General features: G+C 38.9%; 20 protein-coding genes. All 20 read left to right on the top strand.

Translation table 11 applies throughout. From position 1 onward, the window contains the following. Nucleotides 1-52 precede the first annotated feature (52 nt). Nucleotides 53-1,249, top strand: coding sequence for a MobT family relaxase (mobT, locus tag AB5170_RS00720; RefSeq protein ID WP_055285970.1), 1,197 nt, complete (start codon nucleotides 53-55; stop codon nucleotides 1,247-1,249). A gap of 36 nt (nucleotides 1,250-1,285) precedes the next feature. Further along, entirely contained in the window at nucleotides 1,286-1,396 is a 111-nt protein-coding gene (locus AB5170_RS00715; RefSeq protein WP_366459398.1) for a DUF3789 domain-containing protein, read from the top strand. Then, complete coding sequence (locus tag AB5170_RS00710; RefSeq protein ID WP_002323342.1) at nucleotides 1,397-1,618, top strand: hypothetical protein; 222 nt, start codon at nucleotides 1,397-1,399, stop codon at nucleotides 1,616-1,618. A 73-nt stretch (nucleotides 1,619-1,691) separates the two neighbouring features. After that, entirely contained in the window at nucleotides 1,692-2,000 is a 309-nt protein-coding gene (locus AB5170_RS00705) for a hypothetical protein (RefSeq protein ID WP_021651359.1), read from the top strand. An 87-nt stretch (nucleotides 2,001-2,087) separates the two neighbouring features. After that, nucleotides 2,088-2,384 (top strand): conjugal transfer protein, encoded by a 297-nt coding sequence (locus AB5170_RS00700; protein ID WP_368361528.1) that lies wholly within the window; start codon nucleotides 2,088-2,090, stop codon nucleotides 2,382-2,384. After that, a complete protein-coding gene (locus AB5170_RS00695; protein ID WP_368361529.1) occupies nucleotides 2,303-2,803 on the top strand; it encodes an antirestriction protein ArdA in 501 nt (166 codons plus the stop codon). Before AB5170_RS00700 ends, AB5170_RS00695 begins: the two co-directional genes overlap by 82 nt. Nucleotides 2,804-2,823: 20 nt before the next feature. Continuing rightward, the gene (locus AB5170_RS00690) at nucleotides 2,824-3,327 is read left to right on the top strand and encodes an antirestriction protein ArdA (protein ID WP_117660764.1); all 504 of its coding nucleotides are present in this window, start codon (nucleotides 2,824-2,826) and stop codon (nucleotides 3,325-3,327) included. 108 nt (nucleotides 3,328-3,435) lie between these two features. Further along, a complete protein-coding gene (locus AB5170_RS00685; protein ID WP_368361530.1) occupies nucleotides 3,436-3,834 on the top strand; it encodes a conjugal transfer protein in 399 nt (132 codons plus the stop codon). Then, nucleotides 3,812-6,262 (top strand): ATP-binding protein, encoded by a 2,451-nt coding sequence (locus tag AB5170_RS00680; RefSeq protein ID WP_129981355.1) that lies wholly within the window; start codon nucleotides 3,812-3,814, stop codon nucleotides 6,260-6,262. Before AB5170_RS00685 ends, AB5170_RS00680 begins: the two co-directional genes overlap by 23 nt. Next, nucleotides 6,262-8,472, top strand: coding sequence for a CD3337/EF1877 family mobilome membrane protein (locus AB5170_RS00675; RefSeq protein WP_129981354.1), 2,211 nt, complete (start codon nucleotides 6,262-6,264; stop codon nucleotides 8,470-8,472). Before AB5170_RS00680 ends, AB5170_RS00675 begins: the two co-directional genes overlap by 1 nt. Then, the gene (locus AB5170_RS00670) at nucleotides 8,469-9,476 is read left to right on the top strand and encodes a bifunctional lysozyme/C40 family peptidase (protein ID WP_129981353.1); all 1,008 of its coding nucleotides are present in this window, start codon (nucleotides 8,469-8,471) and stop codon (nucleotides 9,474-9,476) included. Before AB5170_RS00675 ends, AB5170_RS00670 begins: the two co-directional genes overlap by 4 nt. A gap of 16 nt (nucleotides 9,477-9,492) precedes the next feature. Then, nucleotides 9,493-10,404 (top strand): conjugal transfer protein, encoded by a 912-nt coding sequence (locus AB5170_RS00665; protein WP_129981352.1) that lies wholly within the window; start codon nucleotides 9,493-9,495, stop codon nucleotides 10,402-10,404. A 144-nt stretch (nucleotides 10,405-10,548) separates the two neighbouring features. After that, complete coding sequence (locus AB5170_RS00660; RefSeq protein ID WP_055267761.1) at nucleotides 10,549-10,863, top strand: DUF6442 family protein; 315 nt, start codon at nucleotides 10,549-10,551, stop codon at nucleotides 10,861-10,863. Nucleotide 10,864: 1 nt separating this feature from the next. After that, nucleotides 10,865-11,074: a helix-turn-helix transcriptional regulator gene (locus AB5170_RS00655; protein ID WP_005342572.1), complete on the top strand. Its 210-nt coding sequence runs from the start codon at nucleotides 10,865-10,867 to the stop codon at nucleotides 11,072-11,074. A 14-nt stretch (nucleotides 11,075-11,088) separates the two neighbouring features. After that, nucleotides 11,089-11,418, top strand: coding sequence for a DUF3784 domain-containing protein (locus AB5170_RS00650; RefSeq protein ID WP_129981351.1), 330 nt, complete (start codon nucleotides 11,089-11,091; stop codon nucleotides 11,416-11,418). 15 nt (nucleotides 11,419-11,433) lie between these two features. Next, entirely contained in the window at nucleotides 11,434-11,664 is a 231-nt protein-coding gene (locus AB5170_RS00645; RefSeq protein WP_003060191.1) for a hypothetical protein, read from the top strand. 166 nt (nucleotides 11,665-11,830) lie between these two features. Next, on the top strand, nucleotides 11,831-12,601 hold the full coding sequence (locus AB5170_RS00640; protein ID WP_003061398.1) for an ABC transporter ATP-binding protein: 771 nt from the start codon (nucleotides 11,831-11,833) through the stop codon (nucleotides 12,599-12,601). Further along, nucleotides 12,591-14,558: an ABC transporter permease gene (locus tag AB5170_RS00635; RefSeq protein WP_055057939.1), complete on the top strand. Its 1,968-nt coding sequence runs from the start codon at nucleotides 12,591-12,593 to the stop codon at nucleotides 14,556-14,558. The genes AB5170_RS00640 and AB5170_RS00635 overlap by 11 nt, the downstream gene beginning before the upstream one ends. Nucleotides 14,559-14,616: 58 nt before the next feature. Continuing rightward, nucleotides 14,617-15,276 carry a DNA-binding response regulator gene (locus tag AB5170_RS00630; protein ID WP_055057940.1) on the top strand — a complete coding sequence of 220 codons (660 nt, stop codon included), beginning with the start codon at nucleotides 14,617-14,619 and terminating at the stop codon, nucleotides 15,274-15,276. Beyond that, on the top strand, nucleotides 15,273-16,277 hold the full coding sequence (locus AB5170_RS00625) for a sensor histidine kinase (RefSeq protein WP_055057969.1): 1,005 nt from the start codon (nucleotides 15,273-15,275) through the stop codon (nucleotides 16,275-16,277). The genes AB5170_RS00630 and AB5170_RS00625 overlap by 4 nt, the downstream gene beginning before the upstream one ends. The last annotated feature ends 284 nt before the right edge of the window (nucleotides 16,278-16,561 follow it).

Below are 16,561 nucleotides of genomic sequence, written 5' to 3'. Positions count from 1 at the left end.
AAATCGGCTGTGAAGTCGCCTTAAAAAACTTCACACTTTATAGATTGGGGGTATGGTTCTGAATGAAGAACAATGGATAAAAGAATTACGGGAGAAGCGGGTTGCTTACGGTATCTCACAAGGCAGGCTGGCGGTGGCTTCTGGTATCACAAGAGAATATCTCAATAAGATAGAAAGCGGAAAAATGAAGCCGTCAAAGGAGCTTCTGGAAACTCTGCATAAAGAACTGGCAAGGTTCAATCCAGAAGCACCGCTTACCATGCTGTTTGATTATGTGAAAATTCGTTTTCCCACGCTGGATATACAGCACATTATCAAAGATATATTAAAACTGAATATCAATTATATGCTCCATGAAGATTACGGACATTACAGCTATACGGAGCATTATTCTCTTGGGGACATCTTTATCTATACGTCGGCTGACGAAGAAAAAGGTGTCCTTTTAGAGTTAAAAGGGCGTGGTTGCCGACAGTTTGAAAGTTACCTGCTGGCACAGCAAAGAAGCTGGTATGACTTTCTCATGGACGCACTCGTAGACGGTGGCGTGATGAAGCGTATCGACCTTGCTATCAACGACCATACGGGCATTTTGGATATACCAGAGCTTGCGGAGAAATGCAGAAAACGGGAATATATCGGAAAATCCAGAAGTTATAAGTTTTACCAGTCGGGCGAGCTTATTAAGCACAGAGAGGACGACAGAGAATATATGGGACATACCCTTTATCTTGGTTCGCTGAAATCAGATGTGTATTTCTGTATCTATGAAAAGGACTATGAGCAGTATGTCAAGTTAGGGACACCGCTTGAAGAAGCCGACATTATCAATCGTTTTGAGATACGGCTTAGAAATGAACGAGCCTATTATGCAGTACGAGATTTGCTGACCTATTATGACGCAGAGCAGACCGCCTTTTCTATCATCAACCAGTATGTGAGGTTTGTTGATGAAGAACCAGACAAGCGAAAAAATGACTGGAAACTCAATGAACGCTGGGCTTGGTTTATCGGCGATAACAGACAGAGCTTGAAGCTGACGACAAAGCCAGAGCCTTACACCTTAGACCGTACATTGCGGTGGGTACAACGGCAGGTAGCACCGACCTTGAAAATGCTGAAAAAGATTGATAAAGGAAACGGTACAGACTACATGGAAACAATCGAACAGCAGGCAAAGCTCACAGAAAAGCATGAAATGATAATCAAACAGCAGACGACCCCTGCAAAAGATTTGGTGGAAAGTTAGGAGTGATAAAAAATGTGGGTATTATTAAAAGACTTCCTGCTGGTATCTATGGGAATGGGTATCGGCGTAGTCTTGATGTGTATTTTGAATGTCGGTAAAGAAGCTGACTATGAAATGAAACAATTAGAAGAAAGTGAGGACAATTAAATGAATTTCGGACAAAATTTGTATCAATGGTTTTTATCAAACGCACAGAGCTTAGTGCTTATGGCGATTGTGGTTATCGGTATCTACTTAGGGTTCAAGCGTGAGTTTTCCAAACTTATCGGTTTCTTGGTAGTTGCCTTGATTGCTGTTGGCTTGGTGTTCAATGCTGGTGGTGTGAAAGATGTACTGTTAGAGCTGTTCAACAAGATTATCGGTGCATAAATTTTTATTGTGATGTTGTTAATTGGGTGATATAATATGGATGTAAAAATACAACTTTAGGAAGCGATATGTTATGTTAGGATTTAGTATAATGATGTGGTTTGTTTCTGCTATCCTTATATTCGTGAGTATTTCTTTATTAAAGGGAAATTACTCTTTTGTTCATGGTAAAGTATTTGATACTACTGATAACAAAAAAGAATATGCAAAAGAATTAGGAAAACCTGTTTTATTCGTAGGGATTGGTATTTTAGTATCTGGGGTAATTGCGATTATAGTAAAAAATCATTCTATTCCTACCGCAGTTTTTTTCTTGGCAATTATAGCTGGTATTGCTGGACTATGGCTACACAAAATACAAAAAAACTTCCGAAAATTTTAGTTTCCAAATTTATATTTATATGCAAAGCAGTTGGTCTTAGGATTGACTGCTTTTTTCTTACCTAAAATTTCAGATTGGAGTGATTACATGAACGATATTTTTAAGGATATGCAGGCAAACGTCGGCTGTGAATACATTTCCGACCTGCCCTCTTACAAGCGTAAGGTGTGGCATGAAATGAAACGACTGAACCCTGCCGACTATGAAGGAAGACAGTTAGAAGATTTTTCAAAGTATGTGTTTGGTATGTCGTACCAGACCTTAAAAGATGTGATGAAACAACAGAAAGGACGTGAGGAACAATGCAGGAAACAAGGGTGCTGGTGGAAACGAGAGGAACAACTGGCGAAGAAACAATATCGTACTGGTTCGACCTGCCGATAGATGTTGCAGAGTTTGAAGAAAAGTTAGGTGTCGGTGCAGAAAGTGGGGATTACCGCATTATCGAAAAGGTGTTGCCTTATGCTGATGAAGTCCACGAACATACCAGCGTGTACCAGCTCAACGAATTAGATTTTATGTATCGCCAACTACCAGCCGATATGCAGGAAGAATATACAGCACTTTTGACCGTATATGAGAATTTAGAAGCACTTTATATTTGCAGGAACGTGATTACGGTTTATCCCGACTGCAAAAGCATGATTGATGTTGCAAGGCAAAAGCTGATGAACGACCCGACATTTAAGCATTTATCCGAGGACTGTCAAGAATATTACTTTGACTTTGAAGCCTATGCTTCTCACTTGCAGGAACACGGGAAATTTTTAGTAACAGAACACGGTATCTTTGAACTGCCATAGTAAGAAATGAGGTGGTGCTTATGATTGATGATATGGCGGTTTACATTGCTAATCTTGGCAAATACAATGAGGGCTATTTAGTTGGTGCTTGGTTCATATTTCCTATTGACGAGGAAGATGTGAAAGAAAAAATCGGCTTGAATGAACAGTATGAGGAATACGCAATCCATGATACCGATAACTTTCCCATTGCGATTGGCGAGTATGTTTCCATTGAAGAACTGAACTCTATGTATGAAATGATAGAGGAACTTCCCGACTATATCGTAGAATGTCTGGACGAATTTATCAGTCACTACGGGACGCTGGAAGAAGTCGTGGAACACAAGGACGACATTTATTATTATCCCGACTGTGAAACTATGACAGACGTTGCCTATTACTACATAGACGAATTGCAGGCACTTGGGGACATTCCACCCAGCTTACAGAATTACATTGACTATGAAGCCTACGGGCGAGATTTGGATATGGGCGGTTGCTTTATTGAAACAAGCCGAGGTATGTGCGAGATACCATATTAACGCTGGAAGATCAGCGACAAGCATTGTTGCTACTGACAGCGTATTTCTCTTTTAAGGGACAGTCTGAAAATGGCTGTCCTTTTCTATTTTGAAAGGAGCTGAAAGAACTTGAAAAAGATTAAAAGCTACACGGGTATCTGGAACGTGGAAAAAGTCTTATATGCAATCAATGACTTTAACTTACCCTTTCCCGTTACTTTTACACAGATTACATGGTTTGTGATTACGGAATTTATCATCATTCTGTTTGGGGATATTCCCCCACTTTCCATGATTGAGGGAGCATTTCTCAAATACTTTGGTATTCCCGTTGCTCTCACTTGGTTCATGTCGCAGAAAACCTTTGACGGAAAGAAGCCGTACTGCTTTTTGAAATCACAGATAACCTATGCCCTGCGACCAAAAATCACTTATGCAGGAAAAGCCGTAAAACTGCATAAGCAGATATTGAATAAAACAATCACGGCAGTAAGGAGTGTGAACGATGTTCCCGATAAAATATATTGACAATAACCTTGTCTGGAACAAGGACAATGAGGTGTTCGCCTACTATGAGCTGATACCATACAACTATTCTTTTCTATCCGCAGAGCAGAAATTTATCGTGCATGACAGTTTCCGACAGCTTATCGCACAGTCCCGTGAGGGTAAAATTCATGCGTTGCAGATTGCCACAGAAAGCTCAATCCGCAGTATGCAGGAACAGTCAAAGAAACTGGTAACTGGAAAATTAAAGGAAGTTGCCTGCCAGAAGATAGACGAACAGACCGAAGCGTTAGTATCTATGATTGGGGACAATCAAGTGGACTACCGCTTTTTTCTTGGCTTTAAGCTCATGGTTACGGAAGAACAGCTCAATCTGAAGAACATCAAAAAATCGGCGTGGCTGACGTTCACAGAATTTCTCCATGAAGTGAACCACACGCTGATGAATGATTTTGTTTCCATGCCGAATGATGAAATCAACCGTTACATGAAAATGGAAAAGTTACTGGAAAATAAAATCTCCCGTCGCTTTAAGGTGCGTCGCTTGGAAATCAATGATTTTGGGTATCTCATGGAACATCTTTACGGCAGGGACGGTATCGCTTATGAAGATTATGAGTACCAGCTACCAAAGAAAAAATTGAACAAAGAAACGCTGATAAAATACTACGACCTTATCCGTCCGACAAGGTGTGTGATTGAAGAAAGCCAGCGGTATTTACGCTTGGAACATGAGGACAAGGAAAGTTATGTGTCCTATTTTACCGTCAATGCGATTGTCGGCGAGCTTGATTTTCCGTCAAGTGAAATCTTCTATTTCCAGCAACAGCAATTCACATTCCCCGTTGATACTTCTATGAATGTAGAAATCGTGGAGAACCGAAAAGCATTAACAACCGTACGCAACAAGAAAAAGGAATTGAAAGACCTTGACAATCACGCTTATCAAGCAGGAAGTGAAACCAGCTCAAATGTGGTGGACGCTTTAGACAGCGTGGACGAGCTGGAAACGGACTTAGACCAGACAAAAGAAAGTATGTATAAGTTAAGCTACGTTATACGGGTGTCTGCACCCGATCTTGACGAGCTGAAACGCCGTTGTGATGAAGTCAAAGACTTTTACGACGACCTCAATGTAAAGCTGGTACGTCCTGCTGGGGATATGCTGGGGCTTCATTCTGAATTTTTACCTGCCAGCAAGCGATATATCAATGACTATGTGCAGTATGTAAAATCAGACTTCTTGGCAGGGCTTGGCTTTGGAGCGACCCAGCAGTTAGGGGAAACTACGGGTATCTATATGGGCTATTCCGTTGATACGGGAAGAAATGTGTACCTGCAACCGTCTTTAGCTTCGCAGGGCGTAAAAGGTACAGTTACCAACGCTTTAGCGTCTGCTTTTGTCGGTTCGCTTGGCGGTGGAAAGTCGTTCTGCAACAATCTTCTGGTGTATTATTCGGTGTTGTTTGGCGGTCAAGCAGTCATTTTAGACCCTAAAAGTGAGCGTGGCAACTGGAAAGAAACACTTCCAGAAATCGCCCATGAAATCAATATCGTAAACCTAACAAGCGATAAAGGCAATGCAGGACTTCTTGACCCGTTTGTGATTATGAAGAATGTAAAAGACGCTGAAAGTCTGGCAATCGACATCTTAACATTCCTTACGGGTATTTCCTCTAGGGACGGCGAAAAATTTCCTGTGTTACGTAAGGCGGTTCGTTCCGTTACCCAGAGCGACAAACGAGGCTTGCTCCATGTGATAGACGAGCTACGCCGTGAAGATACGCCCATAGCAAGAAATATCGCAGACCATATCGACAGCTTCACGGACTACGACTTTGCACACCTGCTGTTTTCAGACGGTACGGTAGAAAATGCAATCAGTCTGGATAACCAACTCAATATCATTCAAGTAGCGGACTTAGTATTGCCAGATAAGGACACGACCTTTGAGGAATACACGACCATTGAATTATTGTCGGTGTCTATGCTGATTGTGATTAGTACTTTTGCCCTTGATTTTATCCATTCGGACAGAAGCATTTTTAAGATTGTCGATTTGGACGAAGCGTGGGCGTTCTTAAATGTGGCACAAGGCGAAACCTTATCAAATAAGCTGGTGCGTGCTGGACGAGCTATGCAGGCAGGCGTTTATTTCGTTACACAATCTTCTGGGGACGTGGCAAAGGAAAGTCTGAAAAACAATATCGGCTTAAAATTCGCTTTCCGTTCTACTGACATCAACGAGATAAAACAGACCTTAGAATTTTTCGGTATCGACAAGGACGATGAAAACAACCAGAAACGGCTTCGTGATTTGGAGAACGGACAATGCTTATTGCAGGACTTATACGGGCGTGTCGGTGTGGTACAGATACACCCAGTTTTTGAAGAACTGCTACACGCCTTTGATACCAGACCGCCCGTACAGAGAAATGAGGTGGAGTGATGAAAGAAAGGATAAAAGGTGCGTTCACAAAAAGGAAGATACTTCACTTTCTCAAAATGGCTCTGTTCATGGTGGCACTCTCCCTTATCCTGCTTTCACTTTTGGGGACGGTGGCTCATGCAACGGGACTTGTAGACGATACTATCAATGCAGAAAATCTTTACTCAAAATATCCGTTATCTAACTACCAGCTTGATTTTTATGTGGATAATAGCTGGTCGTGGTTGCCGTGGAACTGGCTGGACGGCATTGGAAAATCGGTACAGTACGGGCTTTACTGCATTACCAACTTTGTCTGGACGATAAGCCTTTATTTAAGCAATGCCACGGGCTATGTGGTGCAGGAAACCTATAAACTTGATTTTATTAACGATATGGCAGACAGTATCGGAAAAAGCATACAGACCCTTGCAGGCGTAACACAGAACGGTTTTTCCAGCTCTGGCTTTTATGTCGGTTTCCTGCTTCTCATTATCTTAGTGGTGGGACTTTATGTTGCCTATACAGGACTGATAAAACGGGAAACCAGCAAGGCACTTCACGCTGTTATCAACTTTGTGGTGGTGTTCGTGCTGTCCGCTTCTTTTATTGCCTACGCTCCCGACTATATCAAGAAGATAAATGAATTTTCATCAGACATCAGTACCGCTTCTTTGGACTTGGGAACAAAAATCATGCTCCCCAACTCTGACAGCGAGGGCAAGGACAGCGTGGACTTGATACGGGACAGCCTATTTTCTATTCAAGTGGAACAGCCGTGGCTACTTCTGCAATTCGGTAACAGCAACACAGAAGAAATCGGGGCAGACCGTGTCGAAGCTCTTGTATCGGCAAGTCCAGAGGACGAGGACGGGAAAACCAGAGAGGAAGTCGTGAAAACAGAAATCGAGGACAACGACAACAACAATCTGACAATACCGCAGGTAGTGAACCGTTTAGGTATGGTGTTCTTCCTACTGTTCTTCAATTTAGGGATAACGATATTTGTATTCTTGCTTACGGGCATGATGTTGTTTAGCCAGATACTTTTTATTATCTTTGCAATGTTTTTACCTATCAGTTTTCTACTTTCCATGATACCGAGTTATGAAAGCATGGCAAAGCAGGCAATCGTGAGGGTGTTTAATACCATAATGACACGGGCAGGAATAACGCTCATTGTAACAGTAGCGTTCAGCATTTCCAGTATGTTTTATAACATCTCCACGGACTATCCGTTTTTTATGGTGGCGTTCTTGCAGATAGTGTGTTTCGCTGGTATCTACATGAAGCTGGGCGACTTAATGAGTATGTTCTCACTTAATGCTGGCGACAGTCAAAGCATGGGACACAGGATTTTCCGCAGACCGTATCTGTTTATGCGACATCGGGCTAGGCGTATGGAACACCGTATTGCAAGGGCGGTAAGTGCTGGCGGTATTTCGGGCGGTGTCGCTGGTGCGGTTGCTGGAAGTGCCGTTGCTGGCAAACGGGCTGAAAGAAAAAATACCGCTTCTAAAGAAAATCGGGGCAATACCACTTCCAGCGTGGGACAGCGTGCAGGCTCAAAGGTGGGTGCTGTCTTAGATACGAAAAATAAAGTGAAAGACAAGGCAAATGCTGTCAAAGAGAATATCAAGGATATGCCGACACAGACCGCTTATGCGGTGTATTCCACAAAGGAAAAGGCAAAGTCCAGCGTGTCCGACTTCAAGCGTGGCATGGTGCAGGAACAGCAGTCCAGACAGTCGGGACGATTGGAAAGGCAGGCACAGCATAGACAGAGTATCGCTGACAAGCGTATTGAGCTTCAAAAGGCACAAGAAGCAAGGCAGGCACAGCGAAAGACGGACGGATCAGCGACAACGGGAGCTACCCGTCCCCATGAGCGACCAGCCACAGCTTCAACCATTCCAAAGCCGAGTGCGGAAAAAATGCAGGAAGTGAAACGCCCTGCCACAGCGACCACTTCAAAAGCAAGTGCGCCAGTCAAGACGAATGTTGTAAAAGAGCGTCCGTTATCTTCTGGTGCTTCTGATAGAAAAGCGACCCAGCCTGCACAGCCAGTACATAGGCAGAATGTAGAAAAAGTGGTATCGCAGGAAACACACCAGAATGACACCAAAGACCGCAGGATAAAGGTTCAGCAAACGCAAACCGTCCAGAAGAACCAACAGACCATAGAGAAAACTCGTAACCTTGTAACGAAGAAAGGACAGAAGAAAAAATGAAACTGAAACATATCGCTCTTATCGGCAGTCTGTTTCCTATCCTCTTTTCTCTGGTGCTTTTCTTTGGGGTGCTGATTAGTGCGGACAGCGACGATGAGAACAGCAACTTTTCTTCTGGCATTACGGGTATGAACTTATCCGCAGAAGTCTTGAAACATCAGCCTATGGTGGAAAAGTACGCCAGAGAAAGCGGTATCTCCGAGTATGTCAATGTGCTACTTGCTATCATTCAAGTAGAAAGTGGCGGTACGGCAGAAGATGTTATGCAGAGTTCGGAAAGTCTGGGTTTACCGCCCAACTCTTTAGATACGGAAAGCTCAATCAAGCAGGGGTGTAAGTATTTTGCGTCCCTGCTTTCTTCCTGCAAAAATCAAGGTATCGACGACTTGAATGTAGCAATACAGTCTTATAACTATGGCGGTGGCTATGTGGGTTATGTAGCTGGAAAAGGAAAGAAACACACTTTTAATCTTGCAGAGAGCTTCGCCCGTGAAAAGTCGGGTGGAAAGAAAGTAACCTATACTAACCCGATAGCCGTTGCGAAGAACGGGGGCTGGCGATATGGTTACGGAAATATGTTCTACGTCGAATTACTCAATCAATATCTGACCGTGGCACATTTTGATAATGCGACGGCACAAGCGATTATGAATGAAGCGTTGAAATATCAAGGCTGGAAGTATGTATATGGTGGCAGTAACCCGAACACTTCCTTTGATTGTAGCGGACTTGTGCAATGGTGCTATGGAAAAGCTGGTATCTCTTTACCGAGAACGGCACAAGCACAGTATGACGCTACCCAACATCTCCCACTCTCGCAGGCAAAGGCTGGGGACTTGGTGTTTTTCCATTCTACCTATAACGCTGGTTCGTATGTAACCCACGTCGGCATTTATGTAGGAAATAACCAGATGTACCATGCAGGCGACCCGATAGGATATGCAGACCTAAGTAGTAGTTACTGGCAACAGCACTTAATCGGTGCAGGACGAGTAAAACAATAGAAAGGACTTGAAAAATATGTTTAAGAAGAATAAGAAACAGACAGAAACTATCAAAGAACCAAAAGAAAAAAAGGTGCGTACTGTCAAGGTAGGCACACATAAGAAAACCGTGATTGCGTTGTGGGTGGTGCTTGTCGCAAGCGTGAGCTTTGGGGTGTATAAGAATTTTACGGCTATCGACCAGCACACCACCCATGAAAAAGAAATCATTGAACTTCGCTTGCAGGACACCAACGGGATAGAAAATTTCGTGAAGAATTTTGCGAAGTCCTATTACACATGGAATAACAGCAAAGAAGCGATTGAAGCAAGGACGCAGGCAATCAACGGTTATCTGACAAAGGAATTGCAGGGCTTGAATGTGGATACCATTAGAACCGATATACCAACCAGCTCCACGGTTACAGATGTGATTGTATGGAGTATCGAACAGTCGGGAACGGACACTTTTTCTGCTACCTACGAAGTAGATCAGCAGATAAAAGAGGGAGAACAGACAAGCAATGTGAAAGCAACCTATACTGTAAAAGTCTATGTGGACGCAGACGGGGATATGGTAATCGTTCAAAACCCTACCCTTGCACCAGCAGTTGAAAAATCAGACTATGAGCCTAAGACACCAGAAGCAGACGCAAGCGTGGACGCTGATACGGTAAATGACGCTACCGCTTTTCTGGAAACATTCTTTAAGCTGTACCCAACAGCGACGGAAAAAGAGCTTGCTTACTATGTATTGGGAAATGTGATTGAACCTATCGGCAGGGACTACCTTTATTCTGAACTGGTAAACCCTATCTTTATAAAGGACGGCGACAATGTGAAAGTCAAGGTTGCGGTAAAATTCATTGATAATCAGACAAAAGCGACGCAGGTATCGCAGTATGAGCTTGTGCTACATAAGGATAGTAACTGGAAGATTGTAGGATAAATGATATAGCGTGCATTTCCTATCAGATTTGCACGCTTTTACAAAACGACAAGAAAACTGTGCAAAAATATTGACTTGTAATGACCGAATGCTATAATATAAATGACAAGTGTACTTGGTATTATTTGAAAGGAGCGTTATATAATGGATAAAGAAAAAATACTATCACAAAACAAAAAAGAGAATCTATATCTTGATGAATACGAAAAACATATTAAACTTCAAGGGAAATCTTTTGGCTTAATGTTTGTTTTATTTATCTGCATTTTAATTCTTTTCATTAAAGCAGTTTGTAAAGAACCTTACTATGACATAATGACAATTATTGGGTCTGTGGCATTTGGCTCTATGGGTTATGAAGCACATATTTCAAAAAATAAATCCAAATTTGTTATTGCTTTATTCTTTCTTCTATTTATGGGGTATTACTTTTATAAATTTTTAATGATAGGTTTATAGAATGGACGAACATTTAATTTTGCGAAACAGATTAAAAACTGTACGAAAAGAAAAAAAATTATCACAAACAGAATTAGCTGAACTAGTCGGGGTTTCTCGGAATACAATTAGTTCTATTGAAACTGGACAATTCAATCCAACAGCAAAATTGGCATTAGTGCTTTGTATAGCTTTAGATAAAAAATTTGAAGAATTATTTTATTTTGATTAAAGGAGAGAACGATTATGGAATTAGAGGAATTGATTGTTGAAATAGTTATAGGATTGTTTTTACTTTTTATATCTTATCAAATAGGAATAAAAGAGAATATTACTTTATTACATGGTTATCATTATACACAACTTGACCCTAAAGATAAAAAGGTGTTTACAAAAAAAATAGGAATAGGCACTTTACTGGTTAGTATTGGTATTCTTGTTATGCCGATTATCAATTTAATCTCTCATTCTGAATTAGGCTATTACATAGGTCTTATTTTGATTTTTGTAGGAGTGTTTTATATCATATTCATCATTGTAAAATACAACGGAAAACTTATTAGCTTTAAAAAGTAGAATTGAGGTATGAATATGATAGGACTGAACAAAAGAGATATAAAAAAGGCATTGAAAGCTGGTGCAAAAGCTGGCGGTGTATCATTGGCTGATGTTCGGGCGGATATTGAAGCTACGATTGATGAAGCTATGAATAGCACCGACCCAGAGGTGCAGGCAAATTTCAAAAAGTATTTTGGGAATAAACGCCCTACACCAGAAGAATATATTTATATCATTACGAAAAAGACAAAGGCAAAATTATAATAAAAGGGTCGTGGAAATGCTTCACAAAATTGTGATCTGCATTATCACGGCTCTTTTACTCTCTGTTTACTTTCAAAACTGTAAGTGTAATTGAATACTGCCCTTGCTATAATTTAATTGTATTCCAAAACAAATAAATGTGGCAGGAAGAAAGGAGCGATTTTTAATGGAACACATTTTAAATTTAGAGCAAGTAAAAAAATACTACGGGGGTAACTCTGGAAATATCACAAAGGCAGTAGACGGTATTTCTATGTATGTAGATAAGGGCGAATTTGTCGCAATCATGGGAGCTAGTGGTTCTGGAAAGACTACCCTATTAAACTGTATCTCTACGATTGATACTGTAACCAGCGGACACATTACAGTCAATAATCAAGATATTACCAAAATCAAGGATAAAGATTTTGCTGATTTCAGACGTGAAAATTTAGGGTTCATTTTTCAAGATTTCAACCTTTTAGATACTTTAACGATTGGAGAAAACATTTCTTTATCATTGGTTATCAACAAACAGAACCCTACTGATATTGAGAAAAGAGTTCATGCTATCGCCGATAAATTGGGTATTCGTGATATTTTATCGAAATTTCCTTATGAAGTTTCTGGCGGACAAAAACAGCGTTGTGCTTGTGCTAGAGCCTTAATCAATGAACCGAAACTGATTTTAGCTGATGAACCGACGGGAGCTTTGGACTCAAAAGCTTCCAGATTATTACTGGAAACAATGTCTGAAATCAACAAGAAAATGCAGGCTACTATTTTAATGGTAACACATGACCCGTTTAGTGCGTCTTTCTGTGAACGTATTTTGTTCTTGAAAGACGGTAAAATATTCAATGAAATTTTCAGAGGGGAAAAAAGCAGAAAAGATTTCTTCAATGAAATACTGGATATATTAACCTTGCTCGGAGGTGAAGTGGGAAATGTTAGGTAAGTTAGCGTATAGAAATACAAAAAGAAATATTAAAGATTATTTGATTTATCTGATAACCGTTACTGCATCCTTTTCTCTTATATTTGCTTTTAATTTGGTGGCAAATTCTGATGAAATTGTAAAGTTATGTTCCAGTATGGATGCATTTAAGAATTCATTGTTCGCTGTAAATATTCTTATTATTTTTGTGATATGCTTTTTGATCAACTATACAACGAAATTTATGTTTGAAAAAAGAAGTAAAGAATTAGGAACATATATGCTTCTTGGCATTAAGAAAAAAGAAATTGCCCACTTAGTTGTAATTGAAAATATACTGTTGGGAATTTTAGCAATTGTATTAGCTATTCCTATTGGCTTTTTATTCAGCCAGTTTGTGTCGTTAGTAATTGTAAACTTACTGGGTATTCCAAAAACTCTCTTTATTTCTTTGAATTTTGTTTCTATTGGACTATTGATAATTTATTTTTTAACTATTTATGTTTTGGTTTTACTTAATCTATTAAGAAGAATAAGTAAAATGACGATACGTGATTTTCTTTACTTTGATAAACAAAATGAAAAGAAAATGTTCCGTGACAGTAAAAAAAGAAATGTCATTTTTGTTTTAAGTATTATTCTTGGTGTGATTTCTCTTTTTCTCTGGAATTCACGTTGTACTATGGATAATTTTAATAAGCAAGAAACACTCACCTGTTTGATGGTAAGCGTAATCATGTTGATTATCAGCATTTATGGTATATCTACAACTTGTGCAGATATGTTCTTGACTGTTTTGTTAAAGAATAAAAAAATGAAATATCAAAATGACAATCTGTTTGTAGCAAGAACATTTGCTTCTAAAGCAAGAACAATGAGCTTCACATTTGGTACATTGTCTATGTTGATTTTAACTTCACTGCTGGCTCTGAATTATTCTAGTATCAACAAAGCTTCGTATGATATCAGCGTGAATTTAAATGCACCATATGATATACAACTCTTTGATGATAAGCAGGTATTTGATGAATATATTCGAGTAATTGAAGAAGAATATACGATTGATAATACCATTGAGTACGACATTTATAAAGAGCCGAATCATCAGGTACAAAAATTCTTCCAATCAGAATATTATGATTTTGACCCAGTCTTGAAGTTAAGTGATTATAATAGGTTACTAGAATTAAGAAAGATGCCGTTGCTTTCTTTAAATGATAACGAATACTATATAGTTACAAATAGCAAGTTTGCATATGAGGTTGAAGATAACAAAGACATTGAAACCATAACAGTAGCAAATAAAAATTTGAAATTAAAAGGATATGACACTAAGTCTTATTGGAACTCTATAACTAATACTGGCAGATTTGTTGTTGTACTTCCAGATAAATATGTTCAAGGACTTGAAGTATCAGAAAATCATTTGATTATAGATACAAAAGAAGATACAGACGCAGAATTAGAAAATAAGATAAAAGAAGATATGCAACATCAATTAGTAAAGGTTGATGAAAATGGAGAAATAAATGATGAGTCGTATAGAGTAAACGTAAGAGGTGCAGAAATAGAACAACAAAAAGCAATGGTTGCAATAGTAGTCAGTCTGTTTATGTACATTGCATTTATTTTGATTTCCGCAGTAGGAACAATTTTGGCAGTTCAATCATTGAGCGACTCTACTAAATACAAATATCGCTACCTGACCTTGCGAAGATTAGGAATAAATGATAAGTCGCTATTTAAGACAATCAGAAAACAATTATTGATATTATTTTGTGTCCCTGCAATATCAGCAATATTGTGTTCTTTTGTGATGATGTCGTCATTGAATAATGTGTATCAACAAATTTTGGGAGATAAACACCTTTATCTAATGTACTTTGGCTTGAATTTAATTATCTTCTTCCTAATTTATAGTATTTACTGGATAGCGACGTATATCGGTTTCAAACGAAATATCAATGAGGAGAGTTAGATTTTTCTAGCTCTCCTGCTGTGGAATTATTATAATGGTAAATCAAGGGGGTGTTGAAATGAGAATAGCGATTATCGAAGATGATGAAATCACTCGTTTGGAGCTTTCTAAACTATTGAACACACAAGGATATGAAACAGTTTTATTGACTGACTTTGGAAATCTGACAGAGGAATTAAAGCAATATTCCATAGAACTGGTTCTGCTTGATATTAACCTGCCGTATGAGAATGGCTACGAAGTATGCAGGAAAATAAAACAAGTCATGCCAGTACCGATTATCTTTGTAACAAGCAGAGATACAAATGCTGACGAATTGAAAAGTATTCAAGTGGGCGGAATTGACTTCATCACAAAGCCGTATGACACGCTTATTCTTCTTGAGAAGATCAAGCGTGCATTGCAGTTGTCAAACCCGAGTAATTTCCGTGAGCTTGTCAAAAAAGATTGTACCCTTGATTTACATTTATCCATTTTGAAGTATCAAGAGCAAAGCATTGAACTGACAAGAAATGAATTTCGTATTTTGTACTACTTCTTTATGAACGAAGATAAAGTTATTAGCAAAGAAGAACTATTGGAAAAGCTGTGGAATGACAAATATTATATAGACGAAAATGTATTATTGGTTAATATGACCCGTCTAAAAAAGAAAATGAAAGAAATCGGTATTGTTCATTTATTGGAAAATATACGAGGAAAGGGTTGGAAACTGTGAGTTTTTTTACATTCTTAGAAGAAAAAATAACAGAGATATTGTTTCAGCTTTTCTTTCTTGCCGTAGTAGCATTTCTCTTGATTTTCTACGGTGTAGATACGCTGTTTGTTGTATCGCTGGTAATTCTGTTCATCAGCATACAAGGGCTTTTTCAATGGTGTTTGTATCGGAAGAAACGTAACGCTTCACAACATATTATTGATTTAGTAGACGGACTGGAAGAAACCTATTATATTGCAGACGTTTTACCAAAGCCAAAAGAATTTCAAAATAAAGCCTATTGCTACGCACTAAAAAAAGCCTGCAAATCTATGAATGATGAAATCGGCAAAATCACAGAGGAAAAGCAGGACTATCAAGAATATGTGGAAAGTTTCGTCCATGAAATTAAAATACCGATAGGAGCATTGTCTTTGACGTTTGACAATACAAAAAATTACACATTAAAAAAAGAAACAGACAAAATATTTCAGTTAGTGGAACAAATGCTCTACTATGCAAGAAGCGAAAATACGGAAAAGGACTATTTTGTAAAACAGTTGCAGTTAGACGAAGTGATACATAATGTCATTCTGAAATTCCGTCATTCGCTTATGGAAAGAAAAGCAATTATCAATATCCATGACATAGAAAATGTCATTTATACTGATGAAAAATGGCTGACATTCATTCTATCTCAAATCGTGCAAAATGCGATTAAGTATTTTGATAAGCAAGAAAATAAGCTGACGATATACAGTCAAGACAATGGTACAAATATATTACTTGTGGTTGAAGATAATGGTTGTGGAATAAAAGCGTCTGATTTATCCCGTGTATTTGAAAAAGGTTTTACGGGTTCAAATAGAAACAAGGCAAATGCAACGGGTATGGGACTGTATCTATCGAAAAAATTATGCGATAGGTTGGGCTTGAAATTGGATATTGCTTCTACGGAAAAAGAATATACAAGACTGACCATTACATTTCCAAAAGGAACAGTTCATAATTTTTCAGAGTAATTTGAAAACCATGCCAACATTGATACGGTGCTTTAAGGGGGCTTGCATTATGGAAAGCTTTAAGTACAATTCTTTGCAATCAAATTCCACCTAATAGCACACTATTAAAAATTGAATATGTTTTAGCTTTAAAGGCTCGTACAGACTATATGTTTTGTGCGGGCTTTTTTCATACCCGAAAAAAATTTAAAAATTTTTCAAAAGAGGTCATTAAATCACACCTTTCATTCCCTATATGGTGCGGAAAGAGGGATAAACACTTTTCAAATCATAGTGGAAAGGGG

Source organism: Ruminococcus sp. RTP21484sp1_RTP21281st1_A8_RTP21281_210402 (genome assembly GCF_040914025.1).
In the GTDB taxonomy this organism is placed as follows: Bacteria; Bacillota; Clostridia; order Lachnospirales; family Lachnospiraceae; genus Blautia_A; species Blautia_A faecis.
This window is presented reverse-complemented; position numbering and strand designations above follow the sequence as displayed.